This is a genomic window from Nonomuraea sp. NBC_00507 (assembly GCF_036013525.1).
GTDB lineage: Bacteria > Actinomycetota > Actinomycetes > Streptosporangiales > Streptosporangiaceae > Nonomuraea.
The window spans coordinates 10,842,658-10,860,037 of sequence record NZ_CP107853.1 but is presented as its reverse complement, the minus strand read 5'-3'; the positions used below and the strand labels follow the sequence as shown (position 1 = coordinate 10,860,037).

Here is a 17,380-nt window from a genome sequence, read left to right as displayed (position 1 = left end):
GGGACCCGGGCTAACGCCGGGTGTCGAGGATCTGCTCGGCGAGTTCGCGGGCGGAGGCGGCAGGGTCGGTGCCGGGCCGGGTGGCTCCGGCCGCGAGTGTGCCGTCGATGAGCAGGAGGAGTTGGCCGGCCGCGTGCGCGGGCCTCGGATGCCCTAGCTTGATGAGCTCGTCCTCGAGGAGTTGGTGCACGCGCCGCCGGTAGTCGCGCGTGATGGCGTGCCCGGGGTGCTCGGGGTCGGCCAGGGCGAGGTCGGCGGCCAGATAGCGGCAGCCGCGGAAGTCCGGCTTGGCGATGATCCCGGCGAGCCTGTCGAAGATGGCCAGGAGGCGGTCACGCGGGTTGTCGCCCGCCGCCTGCATGGTCTCCTGGTAGCGGGCTTCGTCCTCGGCGGTGCTGCGCTTGAGCACCTCGGCGATCAGTCCGTCCTTGCCGCCGAAGTGCTCGTACAGGGAGCGCCGGGCCACGTTTGCCGTTTTGAGCAGGGTGTCGACGCCGATGCCCACGCCGTGGCTGTAGGTCAGCTTCTGGGCGGCCTCCAGGAGGCGTTCCCGGGGGCCGGGCGTGGCGCGCGTGCTCATGGTTCACAGCCTGCCATCCGTTGACGAGTAGATCAACCGGTCGATATGGTTCGATAGACCGAACGTTCTATCTCGCGGAGCCTGCATGCGTACCCCTGCCGATGTCATCGACCGCTTCAATCGCGCCTTCGTCGAGCACGACCCCGCCGCGCTCACCGGCCTCTCCGCAGGCGAGGTCCCGCTGGCCGCCGCTGATGGGGAGGACTCCCGTGCGTAGTTATCACGTCGACAGCGGTGCCGGGATCGACGGTCTGTCGATCAGGAAGCACGAAGACCCCGTACCGGAGGCCGGGCAGGTCGTGGTGGCCGTGCACGCCACCTCTCTGAGCTACCGAGAGCTGATGGTGCTGCGCGGCGACTACGTGCTGCCGGTGAAACCCGACGTCGTCCCGGTGTCCGACGGGGCGGGCGAAGTCGTCGCAGTCGGACCGGGCGTCGCCGGGTTCCGCGTCGGTGACCGCGTCGCCGCCACGCTCTTCCCTAGTTGGCAGGACGGACCGTTCGGCGTCCAGCACCTGCCGCAGCGCGGCGGTTCGCTGGACGGCATGCTCACCGAGCTCGCGGTGATCGAGGAGAGCGGGCTCGTCCCCATCCCTGATCACTTGTCGTACGAGGAGGCCGCGACGCTTCCCTGCGCCGCCGTCACCGCCTGGAACGCGCTCACCGGCGACGGCATCGGCCTGCGACCAGGCCAAACCCTGGTGACACAGGGATCGGGCGGGGTGTCGCTGTTCGCGCTTCAATTCGCCAAGGCCCTCGGCGCGCGGGTGATCGCCACCACGAGCAGCCCGGCGAAAGCGCAACGTCTGGCCGAACTGGGCGCCGACGAGGTCATCGACTACCGGGCCACACCGGACTGGCCCGCCGAGGTCCGGGAGCTGACCGGCGGCCGGGGCGCCGACCGCGTCGTGGACGTCGCCGGCCTGCTGGAGCAGTCGCTCAAGGCGGTGACGATCGAGGGTCATGTCGCTTGCGTCGGCTTCGTCTCCAACGCCGCACCGCCCATCGACCCGCGGGTGCTGTTCGCCTCCGGCGCCACCGTACGCACCATCGCCGTCGGCAGCCGCGCGCAGTTCCTCACGATGAACCGCGCGATCGAGGCCAACCGGATCCGCCCCGTCGTAGACCGCGTCTTCGACTTCGACGAGGCGCCCGATGCCTACCAGTACTACGCCTCCGGCAAGGCGCTGGGAAAGATCGTCATCCGGCTCTGAGCTACTGTCCGTCAGTACGTGGCGTACTTGACGTACTTACTTCGGGGAGGCATCCTGGAGGCACACTTCAGTGGAGGTGTCCCGCATGACCGCCGTTCATTTCGACAGCTATACAGATGCCCGTGCGCATCTCAAAGCGCTCTTGGACGCGGCGGAACGCGGCCGTGTGGCCACGGTTCGTCGAGAGTCCTCTACGACCGCCCTCGTGGACGTCGACAGACTGCGTCACTATCTCGCCGTGGTCACTCCGTCTCGCGCCCAGGCGGTTCCCGAGGCCGACGGTTGGTCGATCTTCATTCCTGGGTTGCCGATCGCAGCCGACGGCCGCACCTTCAATGAGGCCGTTGCGGAAATGGTTGATGCGCTCCGCGAATACGCGGAAGACTGGCAAGACCACTTGCTCGATACCCCAAACCACCGCGAGAACTGGGGGCTGGTGCAGTTGATCAGCCTCAGCGATGACGATCAGCTGCGCGAATGGCTGGTGGGGAAGGCCTGATGACCTGGCCCCAGCCCACACGCGAGGACCACGATCGGTTCTGTCAGCTCGAAGGCTGGCGTCCGGTGCGGAACGCCCGCGGCCGAACGGGGACCCACTATGTCACCTACGAGTTGAACCTTCCCGATGGCCGGATCCTGAGAACGCGGATCTCCCATCCGGTCGATCGAAGCGCTTACGGCCGGAGCATATGGGGTCACATACTGCGCGATCAGCTGCAGGTGGACGAGGCAACGTTCTGGGCGTGCGTCAAGGACGGTGCCTTGCCCGATCGCGGAGCGCCCACGCCGCCGTCAAACGCATTGCCCGCCGATCTTGTTCATCTGCTGATCTCCAGAGTGGGTCTGGACGAGGCCGAGGTCGCAGCGATGAGCAAGGAGGACGCCGTTGCGAGGCTACAGAAGTACTGGGCTGAAGGCGTCTGATCCACAACACCTTCGATAGCGGCTTGCTGATCGGCTCACGAGGTCTATACCTACCGGCGGGACGGGGGGCGGACCGAGTCGCGGACGACGATGTGGGTGCCGAGGACGACGTGCTGGCGGTCCTGGCGGTTCAGGGCCAGGCGGACCGCCGTCCGACCCAGCTCCTCCGTGGGAATGTGCACGGTGGTCAGGCCGGGGGTCAGGTCGGCGGCGAAGGGGATGTCGTCGTAGCCGGCGAGGGAGACGTCCTCCGGCACGCGCAGTCCCGCCTCGCGGAGGGCGGCCAGGACGCCGATGGCCACCATGTCGGTGGCGGCGAAGACGGCGCTGAACTCGGCGCCCAGCGCGATCAGGCGGCGGGCGGCGTCGTAGCCGTCGGTGCGGTCGAAGCCCGCCGGGACGACCAGGTCCGGGTCGTGGGGCACACCGAAGGACTCGTGGGCGCGCATGAAGCCGCGCACCCGGTCGAGCCTGGTGGTGCTGAGGTCGTCGGCGGTGGCGCCTACCAGCGCGATGCGCCGGTGTCCCTGCGACAGCAGGTGGCTGGCCATGGCGTACGCGCCGCCCTCGTTGTCGTACTCCACCACCGTGGTGGGCACGTCCACGCCGAGGGGCGGGCGGCCGCACAGCACGAGGCGGGAGCCTGCCTTGTCGAGGGCGTGGGCGAAGTGCGACATGCGCTCGCGGTAGGTGTCGTCCATCGTGCCGCCGCCGACCAGGATGACCGCGTCGGCCCGCTGCTCGCGCATGGCCTCGACGATGGCCAGCTCGCGGGCAGGGTCGCCGTGGGTGGTGCACACCATGCAGAGCCGGCCCTCGGCGGTGGCCTGCTGTTCGACGCCTTTGGCGACGTGGGCGAAAGAGGGGCCGGTGACGTCGTCGAGGATGAACGCCACCATCTTCGTGCTGGCCCCCGACAGGGCTCGGGCGTGCACGTTGAGCACGTAGTCGAGGTCGCGCATGGCCCGCAGCACTCGTGCCCTGGTGGCCTGGGCGACCGGGTAGTCGCCCTTGATCACGCGGGAGACCGTGGTGGCCGACACCCCGGCCCGCGCGGCCACGTCACGGACGGTGACGCGCTCGTCCGTCGCGCCCACTTCCTTGGGGCTTACTTTTCGCGACAAGGCCGGCCCTTCATGGTCGTTGACGACAGGCTGAGCATCGGAGGTCCGCGACCTCAACGCAGTCTATGGCGGGAGTGATCCGCTCGGCATCCCCCCGAGAGTACGCTCGATCCGCAAGACCGCCCGTCTCAAGAGCGGTGGCGTAGAAAGCATCGCGAGCTGTTCCGGGCGCGATGGAAGACGCCTTCGGGCGGGGGCGCACAGGGACGTGCCTCCATTCCAGCGATAGAAACCGGTACCTACGGTAAGGGGCGAGAGGGGTTGCGGTCAATGGGAGGTTTGGCAAGGGGTGTCCTGGCAGGCGAAGCCCGGAGTCAGATGATTCAAAGGTAACGTGTCCGTAACGCGTTATTGTGGTCCGTAACTCATCGCCGTAGCGTTCGCGGCGACCGGTTTCTATCCAATGGAGGCAGCCATGACACGGACGGCCATCCGCAACCCCGTCCTGCCCGGCTTCCACCCGGACCCGTCCATCCTGCGGGTCGGCGCCGACTACTACCTGGCCACGTCAACGTTCGAGTGGTATCCGGGCGTACGCGTCCACCACTCCCGCGACCTGGTCAACTGGCGGCCGCTGGGCGGCGTCCTCACCGACCACCGGCTGCTCGACCTGGCGGGCGTGCCGGACTCCGGCGGCATCTGGGCGCCCGACCTCACGTATGCCAACGGCCTGTTCCACCTGGTCTACGGCGTCATGGACAACTACGCCCACGGCTACAAGGACATCGCCAACTACCTGATCACCGCCCCGTCCATCGAGGGCCCGTGGTCGGACCCGGTCAGGCTGCCCGGACGCGGGTTCGACGCCGCGCTCTTCCACGATGACGACGGCGCCACCTACCTGCTCAACATGGTCTTCGACTCGCGCCCGGGACACGGCTTCGCCGGCATCGAGCTCCAGGAGCTCAACGGCGGCGCGGGAGCAGGCAAGCCGCGGATCATTCTCGAGAACCGGAGCGTCACCGAGGGACCGCACATCTACAAGATCGACGGCTGGTACTACCTGATGGTGGCCGAGGGCGGCACCGGCTACGAGCACGGCGCCAGCGTGCTGAGGTCCCGCACGCTGGACGGGCCGTACGAGCCGGACCCGGCGGGACCGATGTTCACCTCCCGCCACGATCCCACCCTGGAGCTGCAGAAGGCCGGGCACGGCTGCCTGGTGCGGACCCAGGACGGCGAGTGGTACGTCGCGCACCTGGCCGCCCGCCCCCACACGCAGCGGGGCCGCTGCGTGCTGGGCAGGGAGTCCGCGATCCAGCGGGTCGCGTGGGTGGACGGCTGGCCGCGCGTGGCCGGAGCGGTGCCCGCCGTCGAGGTGCCCGCGCCCGCCCTGCCGCCGCATCCGTGGCAGCCCGTGGACCTCGAGCCGGCCGAGCACCACTGGAGCACCCTGCGCCGTCCCGCCTCGCCCGACTGGGTGAGCTTCGACGGCGACCTGGTGACGATCACGGGCGGGCAGTCCCCGTACGGGCTGCGTGCCCCCAGCCTCCTCGCCCGCCGGGTCACCAGCGCGACATGCACGTTCCAGGCGAGCCTGACGTTCGAGCCCGACAGCGTGCACCAGTCCGCCGGCATCACCGCCTACTACAACTCCCGCAACTGGTACCACCTCGCGCTCACCACCGACGGCCTGATCCTGACCGGCAGCGATCGGGGCACGCGGACCGTGCACTTCACCGGGGAGCCCGCGGCCCGGCTCGGCCTCGAGTTCGACGGCCCGGTGCTGCGCTTCTCCGCCGACGGCCGGCCCATCCCCGTGGAGCTGGACGCCACGACCCTGTCCGACGAGAACGCCGACGAGATCATCGACGGCCAGATCCGGTCCTTTGGGTTCACCGGCGCGTTCGTCGGCCTGTGGGTGCAGGACCTGGCGGGCGAAGGGTGCCGAGCCACCTTCTCCGACGTGACCTACCAGGCCTGATCAGTTCTGGGCCTGGCAGGGGAGGGTGTAGGGCCGGCCGGGGAGGTGCTGCGCCCACTCCTCCCGGGTGATCGACATGCCCGACGACTGGCAGACGCTCTCGCTCGCCTGCTCCACGCTCAGCCCCCACAGCTGAGTGGCCAGGTCGGACGTGCCGGCCAGGACGGTGCCGTCCGGGCCGAACTCCACGTCGTCGACCGCGTTCGCGCCCCCGAGCACCGCCCACAGTGCCGGCCGGGCGCGGTCGGCGACGTTCCACACCCGGATCGTGCGGTCACGGGAGGCCGAGGCGAGCATGCGGCCGTCCGCGCTGAAGGCCACCGCGGACACGTCCGCGACGTGCCCTGGCAGGGTGGACACCCGCTTGGGCTGCTCGGGGCGGGTGACGTCCCACAACCGCGTCGTCCCGTCCGACGCCGCCGCGGCCAGGGTCTTGCCGTCCCGGCTGAACTGAAGGTCGAGCACGCTACCCGGGGCGGCGGCGAAGTCGGCCAGCCGGCGCGGCTGGGCCGGCTTGGACAGGTCCCACAGCCGCACGGCGGCGGTGCCCGAGCCGGTCGCGAGGACGCTTCCGCTGGGCCGGAACGCGGCCACGTCGAGCCGGTCGTCGGCGGCGCCCGGCGTCGCCACCCGCTTGGGGGTGGCGGGCGTGGACACGTCCCACACGATCGTCCGGCCGTCCCGCCCGGTCGTCACCACGACCTTGCCGTCAGGACTGTACGCCGCCGACCGCAACCCTGCCGTATGCCCCTGGAGCGTCGCCACGAACTTCGGGTTGGCCGGCCGCTCGACCTGCCACAGCCTGGCCGTGCGATCGAGGGACGCCGACACCACGTAGCGGCCGTCCGGGCTGAAGGCCACCGCCACGACGGCGTCGGTGTGCCCGCGCAGCGTGGACACGGGAGTGGCCGACGCCGGGTCGGAGACGTCCCACAGCTTGACGGTCTTGTCGTCGGAGACGCTGGCCAGCGTACGGCCGCCCTTGGCGATGGCCACCCCGTTGACCGGCGCGGTGTGCCGGGCCAGCCGGGCGCGGGCGGCGACCCGGGCGGGGTCGGCGACGTTCCACACGCGGGCGGCGCCGTCGGCGGACGAGGTGGCGAGGTTTTGGCCGTTCGGGCTGAACGCCACCCCCGTCACGACACCGGCGAAGCCGGTCAGCGTGGCCGCCGGCTGCGGGTCGGTCGGAGTCGAGACGTCCCAGAGGCGGGCGGTGCCGTCGGCGGAGGAGCTGGCCAGGACGTTTCCGTCGGCGCTGAAGGCCACGTCGCCGGCCGCCTGCGTGTGCCCGGTCGCGGTGCCGGCGAGCTTGGCCGTGGTGATGTTCCACAGGTGCAGCGTGCCGGTGCTGGAGGCGGTGGCGAGGTGCTGGCCGTTCGGGCTGAACGCCACGCTCCTGACGCCGCCGCCGTCCGGCGCCGTCAGCGCGGCCAGGCTGCTCGGCTTGGCGGGGGTGAGCACGTCCAGGAGCGTGACGCCGGTGGACGAGGTGACCGCGATCATGCGTCCGTCGGGGCTGAAGGCCACCTCGGTGGGGTCGGTGGTCTGCTTGAGCACGGACACTGCTTGCGGTTTGGCGGGGTCGGCGATGTTCCACAACCGTACGGACTTGTCGGCGCCTGCGGTGGCCAGCAGGTCGCCCTTCGGGTTGAGCGCCACCGAGACCACCGGCTCGCCGTGGCCCGTGATCGTGGCCAGGGCGCGCGGGCGGGCGGTGTCGGAGACCTCCCACAGGCGGGCGGTCTCGTCCGCCGAACCGGTCGCGAGGATCTTGCCGTTCGCGCTGAACGCCGCCGCCGTCAGGCCCCTCGTGTGGCCCTTCACGATGCCCGCGCTCTTGGGACGGAGGGGGTCGGCGACGTTCCACAGCCGGGCGGTGTAGTCGCCGGAGACGGTGGCGAGCACGCGCCCGTCGGGGCGGTACGCCACCCGCTCGACGGGAGCGGTGTGGCCGATCATGCGGGCCGGGAGCGGGCGGGACAGCGTGCCGAGCAGCGCCCCGCGGGCCTCGGGGGTGGCAGAGACGCGGTAGGCGCTCAGAGCCAGCTGGGCGGCGAGCGAGGTGTCGGGCAGGCTGTTGGCGGTGGCGGCGAGCTGACGGGAGAGTGCCTGGTCGCGCTGGCCGGTCGCCTGCTTGGCCTGGGTCGAGGCCTGGCTGGACTGGAGCAGGGCCAGCACGCTGCCGGTCGCGGCCAGGAGGAGGAGCACGGAGAGCGCGGCGATGACGGCCCGGCCGATCAGCGCCCGGCGGCTGTGCCGCCGCACCGACGCCTGGAGGAACGCCTGTTCATGGGGGGTCAGCGGCCCACCCGGCGCCGCCTGGCCGCCCGCCGCCGGACCCGGCGTCGTGGCGGCCAGGGCCTGGGCGGCCGGCAGGCGGTTGTCGGTGTAAAGGTAGGCCGGGTCCTGGCCTTCCCGGTGCCACGTCGCCGCGTCCTCCGACAGGCGGCGGCGCACGAGCAAGGTGGCGCGTTCGGCGTCGATCCAGCCGCCCAGCCGGGGCCAGGCGCGGATGAGCGCCTCATGGGCGAGCTCCGCCTCGCCCCCGGCCACCGTGACCAGCCGCGCCCTGGCGAGCTCGGCCAGCACCTGCCCGCCGACCGAAGGCGCGTCGGGAGCCAGCTCGGCCAGCGGGACCCGCCGCGTCGTGCCGCCGATCTGGTCGTCCACGCGTACGAGCCGGACCAGCAGGTCGCGGGCCACCGGCTCGAACTCCGCGCCGAGCCCCCGGAGTGTGTCCTCCGCGCTCATGGCCGCCGCCCCGGTGACGCCGCCGGCCGATCGGTAGCCCGCCATGGTCAGCACGCCGCCGGACCGCCGCTGCCACGTGGCCAGCAGGGCGTGGGAGAGCAGGGGCAGCGGCCCGCCCGACCGCTCCAGCGCCGCCTCGTTGGCCCGCAGGTCCTCCAGGATCAGGTCGGCGAGGCCGGCCTCCACGCTGAGGCCGGACCGGACGGCCGGCTGCTCGATCACCGCGCGCAACTCGGCCGCGGTCATGGGCGAGACCACCTCCGGCCGCCGCATCGACTCCACCAGCCCGGGGTACGCCGCGCAGCGCCCGAAGAACTCCGCGCGTACCGCGATCACCACGGCCGCCGCACGGGACAGCTCGGCGAGCGCCTCGACGAACCGCGCCCTCGCCGCCCCGTCGGGACAGGCCGTGAACACCTCCTCGAACTGGTCCACCACCAGCAGTAACCGCCCGGGTAGGCCGCGCCGCGCCCCGCTCGGATCGGACTCGATGATCGCACGCAGCCGCGCGGGGTCGCCGCCGCAGAGCTCGGCCAGCTCGCGGGCCAGCGCGCCCAGCGGATCGGCGCCGGGCGCCAGCATGATGCAGGACACGTCGTCGTCCTGCCGCAGGGCGGGAATGAGCCCGGCCCGCAGCACCGACGACTTCCCGCCGCCCGACGGGCCCGTGAGGATGAGTGGTCCGCCGGCCGCGAACGCCTGCGAGCCGATGACGACGGGCTTGCCGTCCGCCCTGAGCGCCTGGCGTACCCGCGTGGTCAGCGACCTGGTCAGCTCCTCGCGCCCGAAGAACAGCTCGGCGTGCTCGGGACCGTAGGCGGCCAGTCCGCGATAGGGGCTGGACAGGTCGCCGGGCGAGCCCATCGGCGGGCCCGAGCGGTTGGGCTGCCCCGCATGGGCGGGGTTGGCGGCCAGCGGCGCCCGGTCGCCCACGTCCGTGGCCTGCCGCCGCGGCCGGGGGAATCCGGCGCCGGGCAGGGTGTGGGTCAGCCGGTGGTAGACGTGGTCCAGCGTGAACGCCGGCGGCCCGTCCGCCTCGCCCTCGTTGAGCAGCCTGAGCAGCGCCCCGCTGAGCGCGGTGTGCCGGACGCCGGGCAGCGCCCAGGCGTTGTCGTCCCTGCTGGCGGAGGCCAGCACGTAAGCGCTGCGCCCCATGCCCTCGAAGATGCGGTCGGCGGCTTTGGCCGGCGCTGGCCGCCCGCCGCCGGTGAAGCAGCAGTCCAGCACCACGACGACCAGCTCGGCCGGCGACGACGACAGGATGGTGCGCACCATGCCGTAGGGGAGCGCCTGGTAGCCGGGCATGCCCTGGCCGAGGTCCACGGTGGCGCGGGTGGCCAGGTGCAGCTCGCCGTCCGGGGTGAAGACGCCGTGACCCACGTAGTAGAACACCAGGACCGACGTGGCCTCCCGCGCGGCCCGCTCCAGCGCCTCGCCCAGGTTGGCCGGGGTCGCCGGGTCCAGCAGCACGGTGAGGTTGGCCGGGGCCAGGCCCGTCCGCTCGACCAGGGCCTGGGACAGGTCGTTGACGGTCGCCGGGACGGCGGGGGCCTGCGGCAGCCGGGACTCCGGGCGATGCGCGCCCGTGCCCGCCACCAGGACGCGGACGCCGTCGGACGACAACAGCAGCGGTGGACCGTTCCACCTGGGCCGAACCAGCCGGGTCGTCTCCAGTGACGCAGACTCGTCCTCGGTCATCCAGCGCTCCACAGCGTGGTCGGCCCACAGTTATCGGGAGTTGTTAGGGTACGGAACTCCCCGTCCCCCGTCGAGTCGGGCAAACCGCCGATGACGGGCACGCATGGGTCACCCGGCCGGCGCTCCGTTCTCTGGGAGCGCCGGCCGCCAGAGCCTCACCAGTTGGCCGGCAGTCCCGGGGTCGTGGCAGGCAGGGCGTGGCCCGGCGGATGGATGACGTACGCGATGCCGCCGCTGCTGGAGCTGCGCAGCCAGACGTTCTCGAAGTCGGCCCGCGGATAGACGTGCCGCACGGCGTCGTTGTCCGGGGAGGCGGGATCGTTGGCGATCACGTCGCCCGTCGCGGTGAAGCCGATGATCGCCATGAGGTGCCCATTGGTGCCGTACCCGGCGCCCGGTAGCTCGCCCTTCTTGAAGGACTGCGAAGTGATGACCGGGATGCCTGCCTTGATCAGCAGCTCCAGCTCGGTCAGCGACCGCAGCCGGGTGACGAACCCGTCCAAGCCGTACCGGCCCGCGTAGGCGGTGTTGAACGGCCAGTTGCCCGCCCCCTGGTAGGCGTGGTCGTAGGTGTAGCGGGCCGCGTAGTCGACCTCCGGGTTCGGGTCGGACGGATCGACCCAGGCCGTGTCCTGCGCGCTCGGCCACTTGCCCCAGTAGCCCAGCACCATCGTGGTCGAGGTCGGGCTGCACCACGCCTCGCCGCCGCCGTCCCATTCGGGATAGTGGCCCTCGTGAACGTTCTGGGAGCGGCGCGGCACGTTCAGCTCCGTCCCCCAGGCGCCGCCGCCCGGGCTGACCGGCACGGTCTTGCGCTCGGGCACGTTGGAGGCCATGGCGCCGGACGTACGCACCCGCGGCGTCACCGACGAGCCCGGCGTGCGATAGAGCGTGAGGCGCAGCTGGTAGGCGCTGATCTGCTTGCCCGCCGCCGCGACCAGCGTGTCCACGGCGACCGTGGCGTCCGCGTCGCCCTGCCCCGGCACTGACGTGCGCCGGATGTCGCCCTCGCCGTACGCCCAGCGGCCCAGCGAATACCACTTCGTCAGGCCCTCGGCGTTCCTGGCGCGGGTCTCGACCTGCAGCCAGCTGCCCGGCGGCAGATCCGCGGTCCAGGAGGCGACCAGCTCGCTCGCGGGGAACCCGATGGCCCGCTCGGGCCCTGTCCAGCGCGCGTACTCCCAGGTCTTGGTGCCGAGCGCGTCGGTGTAGGAGGTGGTGCCGGCGGGCGAGCCGAACGACAGGCCGTCGCCGGTCGTCGTGCCCTCCGACGTGCCTGCCAAGAAGTCGGCCCGCTGGAAGACCACGTCCGCCGGCGTGGCGGGCGCCGGTTTCGCGCTCGCGGGCGGGGGGGTGGTCGTGAACACGATGAGGAACGAGAGGAACGCGGTCAGCGCACGCATGTACCCACCTTCTCGCAGGGCGCTCGATGGGCCTGAGAGTAAGCACCGAAGCCATGCCAGGCATCGGCAAATGTACGTATCGCCGTTCGACGGGTGCCGTGCCACCCCACGCGGCTTCTCAGGCGTGCAGGGCAGATGGGAAGGTGACGATGCCCGGAGAATGAGCTGACCGCGAAGGCGAAGAGATATGCGCAAATATGTGATCATGGGCGTGCAGGGGAGTGGCAAGGGCACCCAGAGCAAGTTGCTCGCCGCCGACCTCGATCTGGTGCACATCAGCGTCGGCGACATCTTCCGCTGGCATGTCAAGAACCACACCAAGCTCGGCGCCCAGGTACGCCGCGTGGTCGCGGCGGGAGAACTGGTGGGGGACGACCTGGTGGAGGACGTCGTCAAGGACCGCCTCCACCAGCACGACTGGAACTACGGGTTCGTCATCGACGGGTTCCCGCGCAACCGCCGGCAGGCGGAGTTCTTCCTCGAGAGCTACGACATCGACGGCGTGATCCACCTCGATCTGCCCGACGAGGAGGTGCGCCGGCGCGTCCTGGCCCGGCGGCTGTGCTCGCAGTGCGGCATGGACTACAACCTGATCGCGCACCGGCCTGAGGTCGAGGGGCGGTGCGACGTGTGCGGCGGGGAGCTGGTGAGCCGGGAGGACGACAGCCCGGACGTGCTGGCCAGGCGGCTGCGCGACTATCACAGCAAGATCGATCCGGTGATCGAGCTGTTCCGGGGCAAGGAATATGTGATGTCTGTCGACGCGCGGGCCGACAAGTTCACCGTCCAGCAGACCATTCGCGACCGATTCAACCTGCCGCCGTTCGACCGGTCGCGGGTCGGCGACCCGCTGGAAGCACGCAGCTGACCTGCTCTGACGCTGTCCGAGATGGCGGCCGACACCGTCGGACGCCATGTAGTCGATCTCCTCCGCCAGGCCACCGGAGGCCAGGCGGGCATGGCCCTGCACCGCCGACAGCGTGGTGGAGAACACTCGTGCAGCCGTCGTCCCAACAGGTAGACGCCGACCTCTCCAGGACGACCGCGGGACGCCGCAGAACTCATCGCGGCTCGAGCTTGATAAGCAGTCCGGAGGTTACTTGGCCAGGTGCCTGCTGATCACCAGGCGCTGGATCTGGTTGGTGCCCTCGAAGATCTGCATGATCTTGGCCTCGCGCATGTACCGCTCGACCCGGAACTCCCGCGTGTACCCGTACCCCCCGAACACCTGCACCGCGTCCGTCGTCACCTTCATCGCCGCGTCCGTCGCCACAAGCTTCGCCACGCTGGCCTGGCGGCTGTAGGGCAGGCCGGCGTCGCGGCGGCGGGCGGCGTCCAGGTACGTCGCCCGCGCGCTGTCCACCCCGGCGGCCATGTCCGCCAGCAGGAACCCGAGCCCCTGATGATCGATGATCCGCTTGCCGAACGTCTCCCGCTGCTTGGCGTACGCCACCGCCTCGTCGAGCGCGGCCTGGGCGAGGCCCGTCGCGCAGGCGGCGATGCCGAGCCGGCCGGAGTCCAACGCACTGAAGGCGATCTGGAGACCCTGGCCCTCCGCGCCGATCAGGCGGTCGGACTCCAGGACGGCGCCGTCCCAGTGGGCGCTGGTCGTGGGCACGGCGTGCAGGCCCATCTTCTCCTCGGGCCGCCCGAAGGTCAGCCCGTCGGCCGCCCCTGGCGCGAGGAAGCAGGAGATGCCCCGCGTCCCCTCCCCGGTACGGGCGAACAGGGCGTAGAAGTCGGCGATGCCGCCGTGCGTGATCCAGGCCTTGTTGCCGCTGATCCGGTAGCCGTCAGGGACCCGCTCGGCCCTGCAGGTCAGGGCGCCGGCGTCGGAGCCGGCCTGCGGCTCGGACAGGCTGTAGCCGCCGATCAGGCGCCCGGCCAGCATGTCGGGCAGCCACCGCGCCCGCTGCTCCTCCGACCCGTAGGCGAAAACGGGGAAACAGGCGAGCGTGTGCACGCTGGTGGCGACCGCGACGGCCGCCCACCGCATCGCCAGCTCCTCGATGACCTGCAGATACACCTCGTACGGCTGCCCGCCTCCCCCGTACTCCTCGGGATAGGGCAGCCCCAGCAGCCCTGCCCCGCCCAGCGTCGCGAACAGCCCTTCCGGGTACGTCTCGGCGCGCTCGTGCTCGTCGACCCGCCGCGCGAGCTCCTTGTCGGCGATCTCGCGGGTCAGGTCGATCAGGTCCTTGGCGTCCTGGCCGGGCAGCAGGCGGTCGACGGTCACGATCCCTCCACGCTCGAAACGGGCTCCTCCAGCCGCGCGAGCACGGTCTTGGCGCGCTCGCGGAACTCGGCCACGCGGGCGAGCTTGATGTCCTCGTACCCCCGGATCAGCTCCGGCAGGCCCGCGATCTCGGTGACGGTGCCGGCGGTCGCGGGGGTGAGCCGGGCCAGGGCGGCATGCATGAGCTCGCGATACTCACCGACCAGCTCCCGCTCGACCCGCCGCACGCGCGCCCGGCCGAACACGTCGAACGCCGTCCCGCGCAGCACCCGGGCGGCCCGTAGCCCGCGGAACAGCATGGGCGCCGAGCGGCGCAGCTTGATCTTGCGCTTCATGCCCATCGCGCGCAACACCGGCGGGTGCAGCAGCACCGTGACGACCGCGTCCGCGCCGAACTCGCGTTCCCTCCTGGCCTGCTCGGCGGGGTCGAGGTGGAGGCGGGCCACCTCGTACTCGTCCTTGTAGGCCATGAGCTTGTGCAGGCCGCGGGCGTAGGCGAGGGCGATCTCGGTGCCGGCCTCCTCGCCGGCCCGCTCGAGCGCGAGGTCGCTCACGCGGCGCACGTCCTCGGTGTACGTGGCGGCGTAGGCGGCGTTCTGGTAGCCGGTCAGGTCGGCCACGCGCAGCGCCACGACCTCGTCCAGCTTCTCGGCCGGCTCGTCGGTGGCCGGCAGGACGGCCTGGCGCACGGCCTCGGGGTCGGCCACCGCCGCGCGGCCCCAGCGGAAGGCGGCGAGGTTCTGCTCGACGGCGGCCCTGTTCAGGGTGATGGCCTGCTCGATGGCCGCGGCGGACACCGGCAGCAGGCCGTGCTGGTACGCGGCGCCGACGAGCAGCAGGTTGGCCGGCATGTGATCGCCGAACAGCGCCTCGGCCAGCTCATGGGCGTCCAGGCACACGACGCTCCTCGTGGCGGACTCCACGCGGGCGACCGCGGAGGCGTGCCCCGGCACGGGCATCCGGCCGGTCACCATGGCGGCGGTGGGCACGACGGCGGTGTTCAGCACGGCGGCGGTGTGCTCGGGCGAAGCCACGGCCAGGTTGGCGTCGGAGGCCGCGCCCAGCAGGTCGAACCCGATCACCACGTCCGCGCGCCCGTGCGAGGCGCGTACCGACCCCGCGAGCGGGTGCGGCGAGATCCGCACGTCGCTGACCACGGGCCCGCCCTTCTGCGCCAGGCCCGTCTGCTCGAGCCCGGCCGCGTGCAGCCCGTCGAGGTGGGCGGCCATCTGCAGGATCTGCGAGACGGTCACGACGCCGGTGCCGCCGATGCCGGGCATCCTGATCAGCACCTCGCCCGGCTTGCCTGCGGGCTCGTCCACGGGCGGAGGCGGCGGCGATGCCTGGCGAGCGGCAGGGGTGCCCGGCTCGACCAGCAGGAACGACGGGCAGTCGCCCTTGAGGCAGCTCAGGTCGGAGTTGCAGGAGGCCTGGTGGATGCGGGTCTTGCGGCCGTACTCGGTCTCGACCGGCTGCACGGACAGGCACGTCGAGACGTCGCCGCAGTCGCCGCACCCCTCGCAGACCCGCTCGTTCACCACGACCTTCTCGACCGGGGTGGGTAGCTTGCCGCGCTTGCGCAGCCGGCGTTCCTCGGCCGCGCACCGGTCGTCGTGGATGAGCACGGTGACGCCGTCGAGCGCGGCCAGCTCCTGCTCGGCCGCGGCGAGGTCGTCGCGGTGCCGTACGGAGGCGATCGACGCCAGCCGCACGCCCCGGTACGTCTCCGGCTCCGGCGTCGTGATCACGATGCGGCGTACGCCCTCGACCGCCAGCTCCCGCGTGAGCGCGGGCACGTCGAGCCGGCCCTCGGCCCGCTGGCCGCCCGTCATGGCGACGGCGTCGTTGTAGAGCAGCTTGTACGTCATCGACACCCCGGCGGCCACGGCCGCCCTGATGGCCAGGGAGCCGGAGTGGTGGAAGGTCCCGTCGCCGAGGTTCTGCACGAAATGCCGGTCCTCGGTGAACGGCGCCAGCCCGATCCACTGGGCGCCCTCGCCGCCCATCTGGGTGATGCCGACCTGGGTGCCGCGCCCGTGCCCGTCCAGCGCGATCATCGCGTGGCAGCCGATGCCGACGCCGACCAGCGTGCCGTCGGCGGTGCGGGTGGAGGCGTTGTGCGGGCAGCCGGAGCAGAAATAGGGGGTTCGCGCCGCCACGAGCGGCAGCGACCTGCGCTTGGTCACCGTGACCGCCTGCCGCGGGAGCCGGTCGGCGCCCACGCAGGCGGCGATGGCCTTGGCCACGTCCTCGGCGCCGAGCGTGCCGCGCGCGGTCAGCAGCTCCCTGCCGACGACGGCCGGCACCCGCTCGCCGCCGTACAGCGCCTGCTTGACCTGCCCCTCCAGGAACGGGACCTTGTCCTCGACCACCAGCACCCGGTCGAGGCCGGCCGTCATGGCGGCCAGGTCCTCGGAGTCCACGGGGAACGGCATGGCCAGCCTGATCAGCCGCACCCCCAGGTCGTCCATGGCCGCCGCGTCCAGGCCGAGGTCGGCCAGCGCCCGCAGGACCACCGCGTAGGTGGTGCCCGAGGCCAGGATGCCGAGCGCGGTGTTCCCCGCTCCGGCCATCACCCGGTTGAGCCCGTGGGCGCGGGCGTACTCGCGGGCCAGGTCGAGCCGGCGGGTGAGCATGTCGTGCTCGGCGTCGAGCGCGGCCGGGCCGAGCAGGATCGGCGTCGCCTTGCCCGCGGTACGGGCGGGGACGGGGATCGCGGCCCGCAGCGGGCCGAGGTCCACGGTGGCGGAGGCGTCGGCGATGTCCGCGACGATCTTCAGGCCCGTCCACAGGCCGGTGGCGCGGGACATCGCCACAGCGTGCAGCCCGAACTCGATGATCTCGGCGACCGAGCCGGGCGCCAGCAGTGGCATGGACAGGCTCTGGCACATGGGCTCGCACGAGCTGGGCAGCGTGGAGGACTTGCAACCCGGGTCGTCGCCGATCCAGGCCACGGCGCCGCCGAGCGGTGCGGTGCCGGCCGCGTTCGCGTGCCTGATGGCGTCGGCGGCCCGGTCGAGGCCGGGGTTCTTGCCGTACCAGAAGCCGGTCACGCCCTCGTGGCGGCGGCCCGGCACCTGGGCGAGCATCTGGGTGCCGGCCACCGACGTGGCCGCGAGCTCCTCGTTCAGCCCAGGCTGGAACACCACGCCCGCCTCGTCCAGGAACCGGGCCGCCCGCCCCATCTCCAGGTCCACACCCCCCAGCGGCGACCCTTGGTAACCGGTGACGAAAACCCGGGTGTCCAGCCCGCGCTCGCGGTCCAGGCGGCGCTGCTCCAGCGTCAGGCGGACCAGGGCCTGAATGCCCGAGATGAGCACCCTGCCGTCGGGGGCTGTGTACTTGTCGTCGAGCGACACGGGGGCGGGAGTCGCGCTCGCGCTCACGCGCACCTCCTCCTGGCTTCGTACGTGGTGATTCCCAGCACAGCAACGTGGGCAGGACATCCGCAAGTATTAGATGAGAAGGTGCCCCAAATACGCAAACAATATGAAGCTTCCGGCTGTCTGGCTGATGTTCTTTGCGC

At 71.7% G+C, this 17,380-nt stretch carries 12 protein-coding genes; 6 read left to right on the top strand and 6 right to left on the bottom strand.

The genetic code is table 11. The features are described 5' to 3' along the window. Nucleotides 1-10: 10 nt before the first annotated feature. Entirely contained in the window at nt 11-580 is a 570-nt protein-coding gene (locus OHA25_RS51880; protein WP_327584239.1) for a TetR/AcrR family transcriptional regulator, read from the bottom strand. Nucleotides 581-665: 85 nt separating this feature from the next. Here OHA25_RS51880 and OHA25_RS51875 point away from each other — a divergent pair, with 85 nt between their 5' ends. The 4 genes from OHA25_RS51875 to OHA25_RS51860 all read left to right on the top strand — a co-directional run bounded on the left by OHA25_RS51875 (nt 666) and on the right by OHA25_RS51860 (nt 2,718). Beyond that, on the top strand, nt 666-797 hold the full coding sequence (locus OHA25_RS51875) for a hypothetical protein (protein WP_327584238.1): 132 nt from the start codon (nt 666-668) through the stop codon (nt 795-797). Further along, complete coding sequence (locus tag OHA25_RS51870) at nt 790-1,794, top strand: zinc-dependent alcohol dehydrogenase family protein (protein ID WP_327584237.1); 1,005 nt, start codon at nt 790-792, stop codon at nt 1,792-1,794. Before OHA25_RS51875 ends, OHA25_RS51870 begins: the two co-directional genes overlap by 8 nt. Nucleotides 1,795-1,879: 85 nt before the next feature. After that, entirely contained in the window at nt 1,880-2,293 is a 414-nt protein-coding gene (locus OHA25_RS51865) for a prevent-host-death protein (RefSeq protein ID WP_327584236.1), read from the top strand. Next, on the top strand, nt 2,293-2,718 hold the full coding sequence (locus OHA25_RS51860; protein WP_327584235.1) for a cytotoxic translational repressor of toxin-antitoxin stability system: 426 nt from the start codon (nt 2,293-2,295) through the stop codon (nt 2,716-2,718). The genes OHA25_RS51865 and OHA25_RS51860 overlap by 1 nt, the downstream gene beginning before the upstream one ends. Before the next feature lie 50 nt (nt 2,719-2,768). On the opposite strand, the gene OHA25_RS51855 is transcribed toward OHA25_RS51860, so the two are convergent. Continuing rightward, the gene (locus OHA25_RS51855) at nt 2,769-3,842 is read right to left on the bottom strand and encodes a LacI family DNA-binding transcriptional regulator (RefSeq protein WP_327584234.1); all 1,074 of its coding nucleotides are present in this window, start codon (nt 3,840-3,842) and stop codon (nt 2,769-2,771) included. A 415-nt stretch (nt 3,843-4,257) separates the two neighbouring features. On the opposite strand from OHA25_RS51855, the gene OHA25_RS51850 reads away from it, so the two are divergent. Then, on the top strand, nt 4,258-5,766 hold the full coding sequence (locus OHA25_RS51850) for a glycoside hydrolase family 43 protein (protein ID WP_327584233.1): 1,509 nt from the start codon (nt 4,258-4,260) through the stop codon (nt 5,764-5,766). On the opposite strand, the gene OHA25_RS51845 is transcribed toward OHA25_RS51850, so the two are convergent. Both OHA25_RS51845 and OHA25_RS51840 read right to left on the bottom strand, forming a co-directional pair. Further along, nucleotides 5,767-10,215, bottom strand: coding sequence for a caspase, EACC1-associated type (locus OHA25_RS51845; protein WP_327584232.1), 4,449 nt, complete (start codon nt 10,213-10,215; stop codon nt 5,767-5,769). Between the two features lie 155 nt (nt 10,216-10,370). After that, on the bottom strand, nt 10,371-11,618 hold the full coding sequence (locus tag OHA25_RS51840; protein WP_327584231.1) for a C39 family peptidase: 1,248 nt from the start codon (nt 11,616-11,618) through the stop codon (nt 10,371-10,373). Between the two features lie 187 nt (nt 11,619-11,805). Here OHA25_RS51840 and OHA25_RS51835 point away from each other — a divergent pair, with 187 nt between their 5' ends. Then, entirely contained in the window at nt 11,806-12,486 is a 681-nt protein-coding gene (locus OHA25_RS51835) for an adenylate kinase family protein (RefSeq protein WP_327584230.1), read from the top strand. Between the two features lie 228 nt (nt 12,487-12,714). On the opposite strand, the gene OHA25_RS51830 is transcribed toward OHA25_RS51835, so the two are convergent. Next, nucleotides 12,715-13,854 (bottom strand): acyl-CoA dehydrogenase family protein, encoded by a 1,140-nt coding sequence (locus OHA25_RS51830; RefSeq protein WP_327584229.1) that lies wholly within the window; start codon nt 13,852-13,854, stop codon nt 12,715-12,717. Then, on the bottom strand, nt 13,851-17,240 hold the full coding sequence (locus OHA25_RS51825; RefSeq protein ID WP_327584228.1) for an indolepyruvate ferredoxin oxidoreductase family protein: 3,390 nt from the start codon (nt 17,238-17,240) through the stop codon (nt 13,851-13,853). Before OHA25_RS51825 ends, OHA25_RS51830 begins: the two co-directional genes overlap by 4 nt. Nucleotides 17,241-17,380: the final 140 nt, after the last annotated feature.